Here is a 17,258-nt window from a genome sequence, read left to right on the forward strand (position 1 = left end):
CCCAACTGCGCGGGGGGGGGGGCGGGGGGCCCGGGGGGGGGGGGGGGGGGGCCCCCCCCCCCCCCCCCGCGGTCGGATCACTGCCCGGTGCCGTCGACGACGGTCAGGCGGGCGACACGGTGAAGGTGTGGAGCAGCGTGTTCTGGTTCGGCTTGAGCGTGCAGGCGGAGGTGAACGTGCCGAGGCCGGTCAAGCTGCCGTCGGACCGGCGCGGCGTCAACGTGGTGCTGAAGGCGCCGACCCGGACCGTGGTCGTGCCCGCGTTGGTGAAGGTGACCGGCGCCGTGCCGCCCGTGGCGATCGTGTTGAACGAGCCGGACGCCGGGATGTTCGTCTTGGCCACCACGAGGTTGGCCACGACGTTCTGCACCGCGCCCGCGTTGTCCACCGCGGTGTTGGCGACGGCGGTGCCCTCCACGGTCGTCGCGCCGACCAGCCTGAGCCCGAGCGTGGCGCTCGACGGCACGGTGGCGATGGCGGTCACCCTCGTCGGCGAGACCGGCTGGCCGACCACCGCGGAGTCGGCCAGGTCGGCCACGGTGATGCGGACCGTCATGTCCTGCGTGCCGATCAACGGGAACGGGCAGCTGTACGCCAGGGTCAGGCTCTTGGTGGCGGCCATGCCGGTGCCCGCGCCGGCGAACGCCACCGATCCGACGACGGCGATGGCGGCCGTGAGTGCGCCGATGACCCTGCGACCAGTGAGTTTCAGCATGTGCGTCTCCTCGTCGAGAGCAGTGCGGAAAACAGCGTGTTCGGTGTGCGGCGGAAGGCTACTCGTCAGTAAAGTAGCTTTGTCGTGCAGACTCGGCAAGAGTTTCTTTCACGTTTTCCCCGGCTATGTCAGGGGTGCGACAAAAGCGCCGAAAAGAGTTGTCACGCACGTGACAAATCATTGATCGGCGCTTGTGCGTACGTGGTTCGGGAAAGTAGTTTCGCAGAATGAGCGGAGCGGTGCGGTGAGGATCGCGGTGGTGCTGGCCGCGGTCGCCGCGCTGCTGGGCGCGGCGCTGACCCCGACGTGGGTGGTGCGCCACGCCGAGGTGCGCGCGCCCGTGCTGACGGCCGGCATCGAGCTCGTCTACCGGGTCGAGGGGGTGAGCCGGATCCACAAGCTCCAGTCCGACCTCGCCATCGGTCCCGGGATCCTGCGTGCCGAGATCGACCTCGTCGACGGCACCATCACCGGCGAACTGGAGCTGCCGCCGAGCTACGGCTACTTCATCGTGTTCGGCTTCGTGCCCAACACCGCGCGCACGGACCTGATCCCGGTCGGCAAGGTCACCGGCACGATCAGGGACGGCCACGTCAAGGCGAACGCCAAGCTCCTGATCAACCTCAGCGAGGTCGCCGTCAACGAGCAGCCGTTGGACGTCGGGCAGGCGTGCCGGACCGTCGAACCCGCGTCGATCGACCTGGAGGGTCCGTTCCTGCTCGAGAAGATGCCGATGCGGGGCGTCTACACGATTCCGCCTTTCGGTGGCTGCCAGGGCCGCGAGGGGTTGGACCCGCTGCTGACCGGCCTGATCTCCGGACCGGGCAACACGATCGACCTCACGCTGACCTTGCTCCCGACGATCCCGTGAACCCCGGCGGACCCGCCTGCCCGAGCCGCCGTGGCGGCCCGGCCGCGCCGCCCAGCAACCGCAGCGCCCGCAGCGCGATGCCCATGTCGAACAACGCGTCCGGGTCGTGCAGCTTGGCCCCGAACAGCTCCTCCAGCTGCCGCAACCGGTAGCGGACCGTCTGCGGGTGCACGGCGAGGCTCGACGCGACCTCCGGCGCGCTGCCGCGCGTCTCCACCCACGCGGTCATCGTCTCCCGCATCCGCTGCTGCTGCTTCGGCGTCAGCCCCTCCAACGGCGCCAGCGTCCGCTTCACCAGCTCCCGCACCAGCTCCTCGTCACCGAGCAGCAGCAACGTCGACAGGTGCTCGGTGGTGTCCACCATCGGCCGGTCCGCGATCACGCCCGACTGGATCAGCGTGATGGTGCGGCGCGCCCAGCGCAGCGACTGCCGCGCCGAGGCCAGCGGCACGATCGGGCCGACGGCTGCGCGCCACCCGCCCAGCTTCTGCTCCAACGCGACCAGCTGCCGTTCCGGGTCGGTGAGCAGCAGGCACGGCTCGCTGCCCTCCAGGTCCATCAGGATGTCCTCGTGCAGCGCCGGTATCGGCAGGTGGTGCTGGTCGGTGCGCCGTTCCAGCGCCACCACCAGCACCTTCTCCGGCAACGGCCAGTGCGCGGCCTCGGCGAGCTCGGTCAGCGCGTTCGGGTGGTAGCCCGGTTCGCCGAGGAGCAGCTCCAGCAATCGCTTGCGCCGCCGTTGCAACGCGCCCGCGTGCCGCGCCTGGGCCTCGGCGTAGCCCTCCATCGACCGCAACGACAGCTCGTCGATGTAGGCGAAGATCGCCTCGGCGATCAGGCACATCGTGGCCAGCGGCACGCGTTCGGTCTGCCCGAACTCGGAGATCCGCCGCCACGCCACCCGCGCGCCGATCCGGTACGCCGTCTGCAGCAGGTCGAGGCTGCGCCCGGCGCTGACCTCGAGCTTGCCGAGCAGGCGGAACAGCTTGGCCCGGTCCTCCCGCTGCGCGGTCGGGTCGACCATCCGGTCGATGAACTGGTGTATCGCCTGTTCCACCCCCTCGACCACCACTTGGCCGAACATCCCCTCCAACTTCTGTGAATATTCCGCGATCTGGTTCTGGATTTCCCGGACCATGTCCACGGCCACGTCGCCCGCCCTGGCGCGGAACTTCGGCGCGAGGTCGGCGGGCAGTTGCTCCCACAGGTCCGCGTTCCCGATGAGCGGTAACTCGGAGGCTCGGAGTTCTCCGGTTCTGTTCATGCTGTTCGCCCACCACCAAACGGTTAGGTGTGATTCCGAACACTGTATTTTTGATCATGAAAAGTTGTCAACCACGGCGCACTCCCGTGACAAAGTCGCCAGTGTTGTCGTGCGTCGCGTGACAAGAACGGCGCTAGCGGAGCCGGCGGCGCAGGACCTTCCCGGTCGCGTTGCGCGGCAGCGAGGTCGTCAGCACGACCTCGCGCGGCACCTTGTGCCTGGCCAGCCGGTCGCGCACGAAGAGCTTCAGCTCCTCCGGGTCGACCCGCGCGCCGGGCACCGGCACCACGAACGCCCGCAGCCGCTGCCCGAACTCCGCGTCGGGCACGCCGAGCACCACCGACTCCCGCACCTGGTAGTGCGTGGCCAGCAGGTTCTCCACCTCGCCCGGGTACACGTTCTCGCCGCCGGAGACGATCATGTCGTCCTCCCGGCCGTCGACGAACAGCCGACCGCTCCGGTCGAAGTGCCCCAGGTCGCCGGTGCTCACCAGCCCGTCGACGACGTCCTTGCCGCCACCGCCGGAGTAGCCGCTGAACCGCAGCCGGCTGCCCACGAACACCCGGCCGACCACGCCCGGCTCGGTGATCCGGCGGCCCTGGTCGTCGTAGACGCGCACCCGGCACGTGCGGGGCGGGCGGCCGACCGTGCCCGGCGCCTCGCGCAGGTCCTCGGGCGTGGCCACGGTCGCCACCGCCACCTCGGTCGACCCGTACAGGTCGTGGACGACGTCGCCGAACCGCCTGGTCGCCTCGGCGGCCAGCGGCGCGGGCAGGTCGGCGCCGGAGCTGAGCACCACCCGCAGCGCCGACAGGTCGTGCGACTCCAGCTCCAGCGGGCCCAGGTCGAGGATGCGCCGGAGCATGGTGGGCACGAGCACCAGCGCGGTGGCCCGGTGCCGTGCGGCCGACCCCACCGTCCGCCTCGCGTCGAACTCGCGCGCCAGGACCACCGCGGAACCCAGGCCCATCGCCAGCACCAGGTGCGCGAACCCGATGCCGTGGAACACCGGCGCGGCGATCACCGTCACCTCGCGCGACCGCAGCGGCACGCGGTCCAGGAAGTCGACCGCGGCGAACGGCGAGCGCACCTCCCGGTGCGCGCCCTTGGGCGTCCCGGTGGTGCCGCTGGTGAGCAGCACGACGTCGCCCGGCCGCGCCGGTCGTGGTGGTTCGCGGTCGGGCGCCGACCCGATCAGCTCGTCGAGGTCGCCGGTGGAGAACCTGGCCACGGCGGGCGGCGTCTCCGCCACCACGGGTGCGAAGTCGGGGTCGTGCACCAGCGCGACCACCCGTTCCCGGCGCACCACGTCGGCCAGTTGCGGCCCGGCGAACCCGGTGTTGAGCAGCAGCACCCGCGCGCCGAGCCGGGCGCACGCCAGCATCGCCTCCACCGGCCCGCGGTGGTTGCGGCACAGCACGGCCACCACGTGCGCCGCGCCGATGCCGGCCGCGTGCAGGGTCCGGGCCAGCGCCATGGACCGCTCGTGCAGGTCGGCGTAGGCGCACGGCCCGGTCTCGTCGATCACCGCCGTGGCGTCGGGCTGCTCGCGCACGGCGCGGCGCACCGACCCGAGCAGCGGGCCCCACGCGCGCACCTCGACCAGCGACCGCAGCGCCCGATCGGGCCGGTGCGCTTGGACCATTCCGGCGCGGTGGAGCACCCGGACGCAGTGCGGCAGATGTGACACGCGGGCACCCCCGATTCTCGACAACGCCGATCATTGTTAGTCGCAACGCGGGCCGGGGCGCCAGGCCCCGATCGGGTTTGTGCAGTCGGGTGAGTGTTTCGCGAACCGACTTTGTCACGTGCTTGACAAAGCTTTCCGGTTGCTTGTGCGGTGAGACATCCGTTAGTAACGTACTGGTCGGTAACGTCATTTCGGTCAATTCACACCACTCCTTCGGAGAATACCTGTGGCATTGCGCCGTCGCCTGCTGGGGCTGCTGTTCGCCGCCCTCCTGGTCGCGCTGTGCGGCTTGTCCGTCGCGGCGTACCAGAAGGCGTTCACGTCGCGCGTGACCGTGCTGCTGCGCACCGACCACGTCGGCAACCAGCTCCAGGAGGAGTCGGACGTGAAGCTGCTCGGCGTGCTGGTCGGCGAGGTGCGGGCGATCCGCTCGCACGGCGACGGCGCCGAGGTCGAACTCGGCCTGCACCCCGATCAGGTCGGCCGCATCCCGGCGAACGTGTCCGCCCGGCTGCTGCCGAAGACGTTGTTCGGCGAGCGGTTCGTCAGCCTGGAGCTCCCCGACGACCCGGCAGGCGCGCTCGACGACGGCGCCGTGATCGAGCAGGACCGCACGTCCGGCGCGATCGAGCTGGAACGGGTGCTCGCGGACCTGCTGCCGACGTTGCAGGCCGTGCGGCCGGACAAGCTGTCCTCCGCGCTGACGTCGATGGCCCAGGCGCTGGACGGGCGCGGCGCGACCCTGGGGCAGGCGATCGTGGACCTCGACGCCTACCTGCGCGAGCTGAACCCGCAGCTGCCCGTGCTCAAGGAGGACATCACCAGGTTCGCCGACGTCACCGGCGTGTACGCGGACGCGGGGCCGGACCTGGTGCGGGCGTTGACGGACGCCACCGCGGTCAGCCGCACGATCGCCGAGCAGCGCGCCGACCTCGACGCCGTCTACTCCAGCCTCACCACCGCATCCGCCGACCTGACCGGCTTCCTGCGCGCCAACGGCGAGACGGTGGTCGCGCTGGCGGACCGGTCCCGGCCGACGTTCGAGCTGTTCGCCACCTACTCGCCCGAGTTCGGGTGCGTGCTGAGCGCGGTGAACGCCATCCGGCCGCGGATGGACCAGGTGCTCGGCAAGGGCACCGACCAGCCGGGCGTGCACGCGGAGATCACCGTCGTGCCGCCGGGGGAGAAGTACGTGCCCGGCCGGGACGACCCGGTGCACCGCCGGGGTGGCGGTCCGCACTGCCCGTCCGGTCCGGTCAACGCTGTCGCGCCGGACCAGGTGCCCGAGTGGGCGCGCCTGCTGACCGTGGGGGTCCGATGAGGAACGTCGCCGCGCCGCTGACCAAGTTCCTGGTGTTCGTCGTGGTCACGATCGCCGCGACCGGGTTCCTGGCGGCGACCATCGCGGGCAGCCGGGTCGGCTCCACAGCGGTCTACGAAGCCCGGTTCACCGACGTCACGGCGTTGGCCGAGGGCGACGACGTGCGCATGTCCGGCGTGAAGGTCGGCCAGGTCGAGTCGATGGAGCTGGTGGACGACGAGCTGGTCGACGTCACGTTCTCGGTCGCCGACGGCCGGTCGCTGTCCGCCGACGTCACCGCCACCATCAAGTACCGGAACCTGGTCGGCCAGCGGTACGTCGCGCTGGAGCAGCCCGCCGGGCGGGTGGGGGAGAGGCTGCCGCACGGCGGCCTGATCCCGGTCGAGCGGACGACCCCGGCGCTGGACCTGACCACTTTGTTCAACGGGTTCAAGCCGTTGTTCCAGGCGCTGAACCCCGAGGACGTCAACAAGCTGTCGCACGAGATCATCCAGGTGTTGCAGGGTGAGGGCGGCACGGTGGAGAGCCTGCTCGCGCACACCGTGTCGCTCACCTCCACGTTGGCTGCCAAGGACGACGTCATCGGCAAGGTCGTGGAGAACCTGAACGCCGTGCTGGAAACGGTGAACTCGCGGGACGACCGGTTCGGCGAGCTGCTGACCTCGATGCGGCAGCTCGTGTCCGGCTTCGCCGCCGACCGCGAGCCGATCGGCAACGCCATCACCGGCCTGGCCGCGTTGAGCGACAGCACCGCGTCGCTGCTGGAGCAGGGACGCCAACCGCTCAAGGACGACATCGCCGCGCTCGGGCTGCTCGCGGGCAACCTGGGCAACGCGCCCGAGCTGGAGCCGTTCATCCGAAACCTGCCGGTGAAGTTCGAGGCCATCGGCCGCACCGCGTCCTACGGCTCCTGGCTCAACTTCTACCTGTGCTTCGCCTCCTCGCAGGCGCCGCCCGCGCCCGGCGGACCGCCGGTCGGCATCCCCGTCACCGAATCGAGGTGTCACCGATGACGCCCAAGAGGATCGAACGCAGACCCGTGCTGCTGGGAGCCGTCGGCCTCCTGGTCATCGCGCTCACCGCCGTGCTCACCTTCTTCCTGGAGGACCTGCCGTTCTTCGGCGGCGGTGTGAAGCACACCGCCGAGTTCACCGAGGCGGCCGGCCTGCGCGTGGACGACGAGGTCCGCGTCGCGGGCCTGAAGGTCGGCACGGTGACCGACGTCGAGCTGCGCGAGGGCAGGGTGCGGGTGGCGTTCCGGGTCCGCGGCGTCGAGCTCGGCGACCGCAGCCGGGCCGAGATCCGGATCAAGACCCTGCTCGGGCAGAAGTACCTGGCGCTGGACTCGGAGGGCCGCGACCCGCTCACCGACACCATCCCGGTCGAGCGCACCACCTCGCCCTACGACGTGATCGAGGCGTTCAGCGGGCTGTCGACGACGGTGAGCGAGATCGACACCGACCGGCTGGCGGAGAGCTTCCAGGTGCTCTCGGACACCTTCCGCGACTCCCCGGAGCACGTGAAGCAGGCGTTGGAAGGGCTGTCGGCGCTGTCGAAGACGATCTCCTCGCGCGACGAGCAGCTGGCGTCGCTGATCGCGGGCGCGAACCAGGTCAGCGGGGCGTTGGCGGAGCGCAACACCGACTTCGCCGCGCTCATCACCGACGGCAACCTGCTGCTGGAGGAGATCGGGCGCCGCCGTGACGCGATCGCGGCGCTGCTCGACGGCACGCGGGCGCTGTCCCGGCAGCTGTCCGGCCTGGTCGCCGACAACTCCGAGCAGCTGCGGCCCGCGTTGGAGCAGCTGGAACGGGTCACCGACGTGCTGCGGAACAACCAGGACGCGCTGGACCGCGGCCTCGCGCTGGCCGGGCCGTACTACCGGGTGCTGAACAACTCCCTCGGCAACGGCCAGTGGGTCGACACCTACCTGTGCGGGCTCGTGGTCGACCCGGGCGCGCGGCGCGACTGCCCGACGGGAGGCCGCTGATGTTCGCCCGGACGCGGGGCCGGCGTCGGCTGGTGGTGGCGCTGGCACAGGGATTCGTGCTCGTCCTCGTGGCGACGGCCGTCGTGTGGTGGATCTTCCTGCGGCCGTCGCCGATGCGGGTCGCCGCCTACTTCACCGCCGCCGTCGGCGTGTACGAGGGCTCGGACGTGCGGGTGCTCGGGGTGAAGGTCGGCCGGGTGGTCGGCGTGCTGCCCGAGGGCGGGTCGGTGAGGGTCGACCTCGAACTCGACCACGGCGTCGAGGTACCCGCGGACGCCCGCGCCGTGGTCGTGTCGCCGAACATCGTGGCGGACCGGTACGTGCAGCTCACGCCCGTCTACACCGGAGGCGAGCAGATCGCGCCCGGAGCCGTGATCACCAGCGCGCGCACGGCGGGCACGGTCGAGCTGGACGAGCTGTACACCAGCCTGGACGCGCTGCTCACCGCCCTCGGCCCGAACGGGGCCAACCGCGAGGGCGCGCTGTCCGACCTGCTGAGCACGGGTGCGGCGAACCTGGACGGGACCGGCGCGGCGTTGGGCGAGTCGATCCGGCAGCTCGCGGACGCGGCGAAGACGTTGGCCGGGTCGCGGGACGACCTGTTCGGGACCGTGGACAACCTCCAGTCGTTCACCTCGATGCTCGCGGCGAACGACGAGCAGGTGGGACGGCTGGCCGACCAGCTGGCCGACGTGTCCGGGTTCTTCGCCGCCGAACGGGACGACCTGGGCGCGGCGTTGGGCGAGTTGGCCACGGCGCTGGAGCAGGTGCGGGGATTCGTGCACGACAACCGCGATCGGGTGAAGTCCAGTGTGGACGACCTGGCCGCGCTGACCGGGACCCTGGTGCGGCAACAGGAGTCGTTGACCGAGGTGCTGGAGGTCATGCCGGTCGCGTTGCACAACGTGGTGAACGCCTACGACCCGGCGACCGGGACGTTGAACGCGCGCGCCAACCTGAACGAGTTCGTGACCGACCTGCTGAGCGTTCCCGGAGGTGCGCGGTGAGGCGGCCGGCGGCGGTGGCGCTCGTCCTGGTGCTGACGGGGTGTTCGGCGATGCCGAGCGCCTACGACCTGCCGCTGCCCGGCGGCGCGGACCTCGGCGACCGGCCGTACCGGGTGACCGTCGAGTTCGACGACGTGCTCGACCTCGTGCCGCACGCCGGCGTGAAGGTGGACGACGTGGCGGTGGGCAAGGTCGAGGACATCGGGTTGTCCGAGGACGGCTCCACGGCGCTGGTGCGGGTCGCGGTGCGCGGTGACGTGCTGCTGCCGTCGAACGCCCTCGCCCGGCTGCGGCAGTCGAGCCTGCTGGGGGAGAAGTACGTGGAGCTGGCCGTGCCGGACGAGCGGTCGGCGTCGCCGCTGGTGGACGGCGCGGTGATCCCGGTGACGCGGACCAACCGCAACCCCGAGGTCGAGGAGGTGTTCGGCGCGTTGTCGATGCTGCTCAACGGCGGCGGCATCGCGCAGATCCGGGACATCTCACGGGAGCTGAGCGCCGCGTTGTCCGGCAACGAGGCCGCGGTGAGATCGCTGCTGTCCACTGTGGACTCGTTCGTCGGCGCGATGGACTCGCACAAGGGCGAGATCACCCGCGCTCTGGAAGGGATGGACAAGCTCGCGTCGTCCCTGGAGGCGCGCAAGGGCGATATCGGCGAAGTGCTGGACGGGTTGGAGCCGGGTCTGCGGGTGCTGCACGACCAGCGCGGGCAGCTCGTCGGGCTGCTGAACGCGTTGCGGGAGCTGTCCGACGTCGCCGTGGACACGGTGGACCGCAGCCGTGACGACCTGGTGGCCGACCTGCGGGCGTTGGAGCCGACGTTGCGGCGGCTGGCGGAGTCCGGGCAGAACCTGCCGCAGTCGCTGGAGATGCTGCTGACGTTCCCCTTCACCGACGCCGTGCTGGACGGCATCAAGGGCGACTACCTCAACACCTACCTGACCCTGAAGCCCGGAGGGCGTTGATGATCACTAGGCGGATCAGGGTGCAGGTCGCGCTGTTCGCGGTCATCGCGCTGCTCGGCGTCACGTACGTGAGCGCGAAGTACGTCGGGCTCGTGGTGGTGGACGACGGGTACGCGGTCCGGCTGGAGCTTGCCCGGACCGGTGGCCTGTTCACCGGCGGCGAGGTGACGTACCGGGGTGTGCCGGTGGGCCGGGTCGGGCCGATCCGGCTGGGCGACGGGCAGGTCGAGGTCGAGTTGCGCATCGGGGCCGGCGCCCCGCCGATCCCGGTCGACCTGGAGGCCGTGGTCGCGAACCGCTCGGCGGTGGGCGAGCAGTACGTCGACCTCCGGCCGCGCCGGGACAGCGGGCCGTACCTGGGTGACGGCTCGGTGATCCCGCGGTCGCAGACCAGGCTGCCGCTGCCGGTGGAACAGGTGCTGACCAGCCTGGACGACCTGGCGCGCTCGGTGCCGGTGGAGTCGCTGCGGACCGTGGTGGACGAGCTGGACCAGGCGTTGCGCGGCACCGGGCCGGATCTCCAGGTGCTGCTGGACGCCACGACGGAGTTCATCGGGACGGCCGGCGCGCACCTGCCGCAGACCACGCGGTTGCTGAACGACTCCGTCGCCGTGCTGCGGACGCAGCTGGACCACTCGGCGGCGATCAACTCCTTCGCCGACAGCGCGCTGCTGGTCGCGTCACGGCTGCGTGAGTCGGACGGCGACCTGCGGCGGCTGATCGGGGCCGTGCCGGGCGCGTCGGCGGAGGTGAGCGCCCTGCTGCGGGAGTCGGGGCCGAACCTCGGCATCGTGCTGGCCAACCTCCTGACCACGGCGGACGTCCTCGTCACCCGGCAGGGGGCGTTGGAGGAGGTCCTGGTGACCGTGCCCGACGCGGTGTCGGTGGGCGCGTCGGCGATCGCGTCCGGCCAGGCGCAGTTCGGCCTGGCCCTGACCTTCTTCGAACCCCCGCCGTGCGAGGCGGGCTACGAGTCCACCCCGCGCAAGAGCGGCCTCGACACGTCCACCAGCCCGTTCAACACCGGCGCCGCCTGCACCCTCCCGCGCGGCTCCGCCAGCGGCGTCCGGGGCTCGCAGAACGCACCGCGCTAGTCCGGAACTCCGTCCAGGTCGGCCGGGACCTCGGCAAGGGCGGCCACGAACTCGTCCGGGATGTCGAACCCGATCAGTTCCCGGCCGTTGGAGACTGGCGTCAACACCGGCCGGACACCCCGCGCGACGACGCCGCGGCCCTGCAACATGCGGGTGATGCGCTCGACCGGGCCGGTCAGGCGGTGCGCTGCCTCGTCGTCGACGGTCCCGCTGCCGTAGATGGCGTTGTTGGGGATGAACCCGTCCAGCCGGGCCGCCTCACGGATGAGGTCGGCGTGCGGTCGTTCCTCGAAGTCGAGCTGCCGGAGCAGCTCGGCCACGCCGGCGGGCGTCCAGGTCGCGCCCTCCTGGCTCTCGCTCACCCGGGCGACATCGCTGACCGATTCGCTGCGCACCTCGACCTCGATCGCCGCCGCCCGCCTGAGGAGGTCGACGGGCCGCATCATGTACAGCTGCTTGCCGGACGCGGCGGCGAACTCCTCCACCAACTCGACCCGCGGACCGAGGAAGTCCGACCGGTACCGCCACCACCAGTCCTCTTTCTCGTCACCGGTGACGAGGAGCAGGTCCGCGTCACGCCGCGCCGCCTCCTGGACCGCCTGTGCCCAAACCAGGTAGTCACCCGCCGCGCCCTCGGGCAGGCTCGAATCGTCCTTGCCGGCGTCGAGGTAGCCGGGCGGCTCTTTCGCACCGGCTCGGCGTTTGCCCTCCTGGACGAGCGCCTTCCACTGGCTGTGGTCCGGTTGCGCGCCCACCTTGCCGCGCAGCAGCGCCTCCAACTGGTCGAGTACCGGCTCGCGTCCCGGTAGCCCCGGCGAGTCGGGCGACGGCGGGGTGTGCGACCTGATGGCGGCGACCAGCTCCCGGTGCAGCGCGTCCACCTTGCGCACGAGGTCGTCGCGCACCGCGTCGGCCAACGCCGTGGTCTTCGCCCACTGGTGCAACGCGTCGTCGGCGGCCCGCTGCTGCTTGCCCAACGCCGTGAGCACCTGGTCGGTGGCCGCCGCACGGCCCGCCAGCACCGTCAGCCGGTTGCGCCAGAACTCGCGCATGACCTGGTGCGGCACCCACAGCCGGTCGCCCACCCCGCGCAGCAGGCCGAGCAGGTCGTCACGCGTCGCCTCGTTGTACCGGTAGAGGTTGAGCAGCACGTTGGCGTCGACCACGACCAGCGCCGAGCGGAGGGCTTCCGCCAACTCCTCCTCGGACGGACGCCGGTAGCCGGGGAAGGCGTCGTAGATCCCTGAGTTGCCGTCCGGCTGCTCGACCATGTCCGGTAGATCGTCAGGGCGGCGGTCGGCGTTTCAGGCGGGGGAGACGTAGAACCAAGCGCCGTCCTCGCGGACGAAGTGGCTGTTCTCGTGGAGCACGTCGCGGTGGCCCTGCCAGCGGTAATGGGCGCGGAACTCGACCGTGCCCGTCTTCTGGAACGGGGTGCCGCCGGTGTGCGAGAGGATCTCCAGGTGGGTCCAGCGCTGGTCCGGGTCCAAGTCCAGCGAGGCCGGCCGGGTGCTCGGGTGCCAGGTGGCCAGGAGGTAGTCCTCGTCGCCCAACGCGAACGCGCTGTAGCGGGAGCGCATGAGGGCCTCGGCCGTCGCCGCCTTGCGCCGGCCCCGGTGCAACGGTCCGCAACACTCGTCGTACGGCTCACCCCGGCCGCACGGGCAGCGGTCGGGCACGCTCATTCCGGCCGGTCGCACGCGGTCCGGCCGGAACGGTCGTAGCGCACCCACGCCAGCGCGTTCTCCGCTTCGCGGTCACCGGCCGCCGCCTCCGCCGACAGCGACGCGTGCACCTGGTAGCGCAGGTCGGCGGGCACGGCCGGGTTGGTGAGCAGGTTCGCGCGGACCACCGGGCTCGGGTCGTCGGCGAGCGCCGCCAACGCGTCGGCGGGCGTGGACGGGTCGGTCGACAGCGCCTCGCGCACCGCGACGGACATCGGTTCGGTCACGTGCACAGGATATAAGGAGAGCGGCTCCCCTCCCGTTGACTGCCAGTCGGGGAGGGGAGCCGCTTGGAGGGCTGGGACTACGGCGTCAGCCGCACGCCGCACCGTTCAAAGTGGGAGAAGTGAACGGTGGGGTACCGCCGCTGAAGCTCGCGTTGTAACCGATGGTCGCGGTACCACCGGTCGCGAGTCCGCCGTTCCAGGCCGCGTTGCCGACGCGGACGATGTCGCCGCCGTCGGTCCACGTCCCGTTCCAGCCCTGGGAAACGGTCACACCGGGCGCGGAGAACGTCAGGGTCCAGCCGCTGATGGCCGCGCCCCGGTTCTCGATGACGATCTCGCCGGTGTAACCGCCCGACCACTGGCTCACCACGCGGTGCGTCACCCTGCATCCGTCCCCTGGAGGCGGAGTGGTGGTCGTGGTGGAAGTGGTCGTGGAAGTAGTAGTGGTGGTGGAAGTGGTGGTCGACGTGGTCGTGGACGTCGTCGTGCTGGTCGGTCCAGCCGCGATCGCCATGTCGTACGCCCGCTGCGGCACGAACTGGCCGGCGCCCGCGATGCAGCCGTCGGCCTCACCGGGGAGCTTGATCCACAGGAACGCGGCGATCTGCGAGTCGCCCGTGTTGGTGGTGCTCGGCGTGCCGATCGCCCGGCCCGCCGGGTCGCACCACTCGTCGCCCAACGGCCCGTTGCCGTTGCGGCTGGTGTCGATGACGGCCTTGAACCGCGAGTCGCCCAGGTTGTTGAGCACGGCCTTGGCGAACGACACCTCGTCGCGGGTGTGCCGGTAGTTCGACACGTTCGTGGAGATCCCGTCGGCGCTGTTGGCGATGTCCGCGCCCCGGAGCCGCTGCCCGGCCTCGGCCGGGGTCAGCCACGCCGAGTGGCCGATGTCGAAGTACACCTTCGTCTGCGCGGAACCGCTCTTGAGCTTCTTGCCCGCGTAGGCCATCGACGCCATCGTCTCGGCCTGCTGGGACTGGCTCTGGCAGTTGGTCATGATCGGCAGCACATCGGGTTCCAGGACGATGGACGCCGGACGGCCCGCGATGCCCGCGGCCACCTGGTCGATCCACGCCCGGTAAGCCGAGTGCGAGGGCGCGCCGCCGCCGCTCGCGCCCCCGCAGTCTCGGTTCGGCACGTTGTAGACGACCAGGATCGGGATCTTCCCGGCCGCCGCCGCCGCGCCGACGAACGCGTCGACCTGCCCCCTGACCTCGGAGGTGTTGGTCGTGGTGAACCACCGCGCCTGCGGCGTGTTGACGATCCGGTCGCGGATCACCGCGGCCCGGGAATCGTTCGGGTTCTGCGCGACCCACCTCGCCGCTGAGGTGTTCGGGTCGACGTAGAACGCCGAGTCGGCCGCCTGCGCGGTGGTCGCGCCACCACCGAGGACCAGTGCCACGGCACTGGCGACCAAGGCGCCGGAGAGCGCGCCCGCCGCCGCCAGCCTCGTCTTGTGACGGGGACGGCGGAGGTCGGGGCCGGAGTCGAGTGCGTTGTGTGCTCGCATCGCAAGGTCCTCGCAGCGTCGGTGCTGAACGGGGGCTGACTTCGGCTGGGAGCGCTCCCAGGTGGCAGGACTGTAGCCAGTCGGAAACGGTGAAGAAAAGAGGGCGTGATCCACGGGTGACTTGCGCCGGTTTATACGGTCCGTGAAGAAAACGCCGGATGAACAGCGTGTGAGACAGGTCAGCCGCCGACGAACGAGCGGTTCGTCACCCACTGTGAACTTTTGCCGGTCTGACTACTCCGAACGAGTGACTGAGATCCAGGTCACGGCCGAATCGAAGTTGATGTCGAAAATTCGTCGAATTACGCCGTCCGGTGGCAGCGCGACTGCGCCGAAAAGCTCATCTCTGGTGCGAATAACCGGACATTCTTAGTCTGGGAACGCTCCCAGCACTCTCCCGGACCCTGTTCTCGCCCCGGAGGCAACGCAATGACGCGCACTCCCTCCCGACCTGTCGCGGTGGCCGCGACGACGGCCTTCCTGGCGGCCGTCGCCCTCGCCGCCACCGTGCTGGTGCCGCACCTGAGGCCGATCGCCACCGCCCAGGTGGCGGCCCAGGCCGACCCGCGGGTCGAGCAGCTGCTCGCCCGGATGTCGCTGGACGACAAGGTCGGCCAGATGACCCAGGTCGACCGCGGCGCCCTCGCTTCCACCGCGGACCTGGCCACCTACCGGATCGGCTCGCTGCTGTCCGGCGGCGGCTCCGCGCCGACGCCGAACACGCCCCAGTCGTGGGCCGACATGTACGACAACTTCCAGCGCACGGCCATGTCCACGCCGCTGGGCATCCCGCTGATCTACGGCGTGGACGCGGTGCACGGGCACAACAACGTGCGCGGCGCGACGATCTTCCCGCACAACATCGGCCTGGGCGCCACGCGGGACCCCGAGCTGGTCAAGCGCATCGGCGAGGTCACCGCCAAGGAGGTCGCGGGCACCGGCATCGACTGGAACTTCGCGCCCTGCCTGTGCGTGGCGCGCGACGACCGGTGGGGTCGCACGTACGAGTCGTTCGGCGAGGTGCCGGAGATCCCCACCGCGATGACCACCTACATCGACGGCCTCCAGGGCGCGACCCTCGGCGGCACGGCCGGCTCCGTGCTCGCCACGGCCAAGCACTTCATCGCCGACGGCGGCACGGCTGCGGGCGACGACCAGGGCGACGCGCGGATCACCGAGCAGGAGCTGCGCACCGTGCACCTGCCGCCGTTCAAGGCCGCCGTCGACCGCGGCGTCGGCTCGGTGATGATCTCCTACAGCAGCTGGAACGGCGTCAAGGCGCACGGCCACCGCTACCTGATCACCGACCTGCTCAAGGCCGAACTCGGCTTCACCGGCTTCGTGGTCTCGGACTGGGCGGGCATCGACCAGATCGACGGCGCGACGGGCTTCACCGGCGCGGAGGTCGCCGCGGCGGTCAACGCGGGCATCGACATGGTCATGGTGCCGACCGACTACCGGCGGTTCATCAGCCTGCTCAAGGCGGAGGTGCAGGCCGGCCGCGTGAGCACGGCCCGCATCGACGACGCCAACCGCCGCATCCTGACCAAGAAGTTCGAGCTCGGCCTGTTCGAACGCCCGCTCACCGACCGCTCGCTGACCTCGACGGTCGGCTCGGCCGCGCACCGCGACCTGGCCCGCCAGGCCGTGCGGCAGTCCCAGGTGCTGCTGCGCAACGACGGCGTGCTGCCGCTGGCCAAGTCCGGCCGGTACTTCGTGGCGGGCAAGTCGGCCGACAACATCGGCTACCAGAGCGGTGGCTGGACGATCTCGTGGCAGGGCGGCAGCGGCAACACCACGCCCGGCACCACGATCCTCCAGGGCATCCGCGACCTGGTCGGCTCCGGCGCGTCGATCACCCACGACCGGTACGGCGCCGGGGTGGACGGCTCGTACACCGCGGCCATCGCGGTGGTGGGGGAGACCCCGTACGCCGAGGGCCAGGGCGACCGGCCGAACGGCCTCGGGCTCGACCGCGAGGACCTGGAGACGATCAACCGGCTCCGCTCGGCGGGCATCCCGGTGGTCGTCGTGCTGGTGTCCGGACGCCCGATGGACATCGCGAACCAGGTCGGCGACTGGGACGCGCTGCTCGCCTCCTGGCTGCCCGGCACCGAGGGCCGCGGCGTGGCCGACGTGCTGTTCGGCGACTACAACCCGACCGGCACGCTGCCCATGACCTGGATGAACAGCGGTTCGCAGCAGCCGATCAACGCCGGTGACGGCAAGGCCGCCCTCTACCCGCTCGGGCACGGCCTGAGCTACCGCCCGACCACCACCAGCACCACGCCGACCAGCACCACCACGTCGACGACGACGACCACCACCACGTCGACGACGACCACCACCACGACCACCACGACGACGACCTCCACGCCCCCGCCCGGCGGCTGCGTGGCCACGGCCCGCCTCACCGCCACCTGGCAAGGCGGGTTCCAGGCCGATGTCACCGTCTCCAACACCGGCACCGCCCGGCTGAGCGGCTGGACGGTCACCTGGACGAGGCCTGGCGACCAAACGATCAACTCGCTGTGGAACGGCAGGCTGACCCAGTCGGGCACCTCGGTCTCCGTGGACGACGTCGGCTGGAACGGCACGCTCGCACCCGGGGCTTCGGGGTCCTTCGGGTACACCGCGAGCGGTTCGGCGGTCACGCCCGAGCTGACCTGCCGGGCGAGGTAGCGCAGCGCCGTGGTCACGTTCTGGGAGCGCTCCCCCACGCTGGGTCATTCGGTCCAGTGCCTACCGCCGTTCGGCTCAGGAGGTGGGAGACCGCAAGCCAGATTTGTCAAGGCTTTGTGGCTGAACCCTCTTTTCACGGTGTTTCGTTGCCGTTACAGTCCCGGACTGGGAGCGCTCCCAGAAACCTCCACCGCCCTGCCC

15 protein-coding genes and 1 pseudogene are annotated in these 17,258 nt (G+C 70.9%); 9 read left to right on the forward strand and 7 right to left on the reverse strand.

Features of this window, described 5'->3' with window-relative positions; translation table 11 throughout:
* Positions 1 to 103 precede the first annotated feature (103 nt).
* Positions 104 to 715 (reverse strand): DUF6801 domain-containing protein, encoded by a 612-nt coding sequence (locus LNK82_RS04760; RefSeq protein ID WP_230565688.1) that lies wholly within the window; start codon positions 713 to 715, stop codon positions 104 to 106.
* A 244-nt stretch (positions 716 to 959) separates the two neighbouring features.
* Here LNK82_RS04760 and LNK82_RS04765 point away from each other — a divergent pair, with 244 nt between their 5' ends.
* On the forward strand, positions 960 to 1,586 hold the full coding sequence (locus LNK82_RS04765; protein WP_230565689.1) for a hypothetical protein: 627 nt from the start codon (positions 960 to 962) through the stop codon (positions 1,584 to 1,586).
* Here LNK82_RS04765 and LNK82_RS04770 read toward each other — a convergent pair.
* Both LNK82_RS04770 and LNK82_RS04775 read right to left on the reverse strand, forming a co-directional pair.
* Entirely contained in the window at positions 1,555 to 2,850 is a 1,296-nt protein-coding gene (locus LNK82_RS04770; RefSeq protein WP_230565690.1) for a PucR family transcriptional regulator, read from the reverse strand. The two genes, LNK82_RS04765 and LNK82_RS04770, sit on opposite strands and share 32 nt — an antisense overlap.
* Before the next feature lie 133 nt (positions 2,851 to 2,983).
* On the reverse strand, positions 2,984 to 4,540 hold the full coding sequence (locus LNK82_RS04775; RefSeq protein ID WP_308257158.1) for an AMP-binding protein: 1,557 nt from the start codon (positions 4,538 to 4,540) through the stop codon (positions 2,984 to 2,986).
* A 226-nt stretch (positions 4,541 to 4,766) separates the two neighbouring features.
* Between LNK82_RS04775 and LNK82_RS04780 the strand changes: the two genes are divergently transcribed.
* The 6 genes from LNK82_RS04780 to LNK82_RS04805 are packed head-to-tail and all read left to right on the forward strand — an operon-like array spanning position 4,767 to position 10,914.
* A complete protein-coding gene (locus tag LNK82_RS04780) occupies positions 4,767 to 5,861 on the forward strand; it encodes an MCE family protein (protein ID WP_230565691.1) in 1,095 nt (364 codons plus the stop codon).
* Positions 5,858 to 6,874 carry an MCE family protein gene (locus LNK82_RS04785; RefSeq protein WP_230565692.1) on the forward strand — a complete coding sequence of 339 codons (1,017 nt, stop codon included), beginning with the start codon at positions 5,858 to 5,860 and terminating at the stop codon, positions 6,872 to 6,874. Before LNK82_RS04780 ends, LNK82_RS04785 begins: the two co-directional genes overlap by 4 nt.
* Positions 6,871 to 7,851 carry an MCE family protein gene (locus LNK82_RS04790; protein WP_230565693.1) on the forward strand — a complete coding sequence of 327 codons (981 nt, stop codon included), beginning with the start codon at positions 6,871 to 6,873 and terminating at the stop codon, positions 7,849 to 7,851. The genes LNK82_RS04785 and LNK82_RS04790 overlap by 4 nt, the downstream gene beginning before the upstream one ends.
* The gene (locus LNK82_RS04795; RefSeq protein WP_230565694.1) at positions 7,851 to 8,858 is read left to right on the forward strand and encodes an MCE family protein; all 1,008 of its coding nucleotides are present in this window, start codon (positions 7,851 to 7,853) and stop codon (positions 8,856 to 8,858) included. The genes LNK82_RS04790 and LNK82_RS04795 overlap by 1 nt, the downstream gene beginning before the upstream one ends.
* Positions 8,855 to 9,820: an MCE family protein gene (locus tag LNK82_RS04800; RefSeq protein WP_372470404.1), complete on the forward strand. Its 966-nt coding sequence runs from the start codon at positions 8,855 to 8,857 to the stop codon at positions 9,818 to 9,820. Before LNK82_RS04795 ends, LNK82_RS04800 begins: the two co-directional genes overlap by 4 nt.
* Positions 9,820 to 10,914: an MCE family protein gene (locus tag LNK82_RS04805; RefSeq protein WP_230565695.1), complete on the forward strand. Its 1,095-nt coding sequence runs from the start codon at positions 9,820 to 9,822 to the stop codon at positions 10,912 to 10,914. The genes LNK82_RS04800 and LNK82_RS04805 overlap by 1 nt, the downstream gene beginning before the upstream one ends.
* Here LNK82_RS04805 and LNK82_RS04810 read toward each other — a convergent pair.
* The 4 genes from LNK82_RS04810 to LNK82_RS04825 form a co-directional block, all read right to left on the reverse strand.
* Entirely contained in the window at positions 10,911 to 12,185 is a 1,275-nt protein-coding gene (locus LNK82_RS04810) for a PIN-like domain-containing protein (RefSeq protein WP_230565696.1), read from the reverse strand. The genes LNK82_RS04805 and LNK82_RS04810 overlap by 4 nt on opposite strands.
* A 33-nt stretch (positions 12,186 to 12,218) precedes the next feature.
* Positions 12,219 to 12,599 (reverse strand): YchJ family protein, encoded by a 381-nt coding sequence (locus tag LNK82_RS04815; protein WP_230565697.1) that lies wholly within the window; start codon positions 12,597 to 12,599, stop codon positions 12,219 to 12,221.
* Positions 12,596 to 12,865: a hypothetical protein gene (locus tag LNK82_RS04820; RefSeq protein ID WP_230565698.1), complete on the reverse strand. Its 270-nt coding sequence runs from the start codon at positions 12,863 to 12,865 to the stop codon at positions 12,596 to 12,598. The genes LNK82_RS04815 and LNK82_RS04820 overlap by 4 nt, the downstream gene beginning before the upstream one ends.
* A gap of 85 nt (positions 12,866 to 12,950) precedes the next feature.
* On the reverse strand, positions 12,951 to 14,375 hold the full coding sequence (locus LNK82_RS04825) for a glycoside hydrolase family 6 protein (RefSeq protein ID WP_230565699.1): 1,425 nt from the start codon (positions 14,373 to 14,375) through the stop codon (positions 12,951 to 12,953).
* A 429-nt stretch (positions 14,376 to 14,804) separates the two neighbouring features.
* Between LNK82_RS04825 and LNK82_RS04830 the strand changes: the two are divergent.
* Positions 14,805 to 16,643 (forward strand): annotated as a pseudogene (locus LNK82_RS04830) (glycoside hydrolase family 3 protein); the annotation flags it as partial.
* Between the two features lie 126 nt (positions 16,644 to 16,769).
* Positions 16,770 to 17,057, forward strand: a complete 288-nt coding sequence (locus LNK82_RS04835; protein ID WP_230565831.1) for a cellulose binding domain-containing protein — start codon at positions 16,770 to 16,772, stop codon at positions 17,055 to 17,057.
* Positions 17,058 to 17,258: the final 201 nt, after the last annotated feature.

This window comes from Saccharothrix luteola, assembly GCF_020859565.1.
Taxonomy (GTDB): Bacteria; Actinomycetota; Actinomycetes; order Mycobacteriales; family Pseudonocardiaceae; genus Actinosynnema; species Actinosynnema luteola.

Excerpts from the sequence above, each read along its gene's own strand:
- LNK82_RS04760 (WP_230565688.1), bottom strand. The coding sequence starts at position 715 with ATGCTGAAACTCACTGGTCGCAGGGTCATCGGCGCACTCACGGCCGCC.
- LNK82_RS04770 (WP_230565690.1), bottom strand. The coding sequence starts at position 2,850 with ATGAACAGAACCGGAGAACTCCGAGCCTCCGAGTTACCGCTCATCGGG.
- LNK82_RS04785 (WP_230565692.1), top strand. The coding sequence starts at position 5,858 with ATGAGGAACGTCGCCGCGCCGCTGACCAAGTTCCTGGTGTTCGTCGTG.
- LNK82_RS04790 (WP_230565693.1), top strand. The coding sequence starts at position 6,871 with ATGACGCCCAAGAGGATCGAACGCAGACCCGTGCTGCTGGGAGCCGTC.
- LNK82_RS04795 (WP_230565694.1), top strand. The coding sequence starts at position 7,851 with ATGTTCGCCCGGACGCGGGGCCGGCGTCGGCTGGTGGTGGCGCTGGCA.
- LNK82_RS04805 (WP_230565695.1), top strand. The coding sequence starts at position 9,820 with ATGATCACTAGGCGGATCAGGGTGCAGGTCGCGCTGTTCGCGGTCATC.
- LNK82_RS04810 (WP_230565696.1), bottom strand. The coding sequence starts at position 12,185 with ATGGTCGAGCAGCCGGACGGCAACTCAGGGATCTACGACGCCTTCCCC.
- LNK82_RS04815 (WP_230565697.1), bottom strand. The coding sequence starts at position 12,599 with ATGAGCGTGCCCGACCGCTGCCCGTGCGGCCGGGGTGAGCCGTACGAC.
- LNK82_RS04825 (WP_230565699.1), bottom strand. The coding sequence starts at position 14,375 with ATGCGAGCACACAACGCACTCGACTCCGGCCCCGACCTCCGCCGTCCC.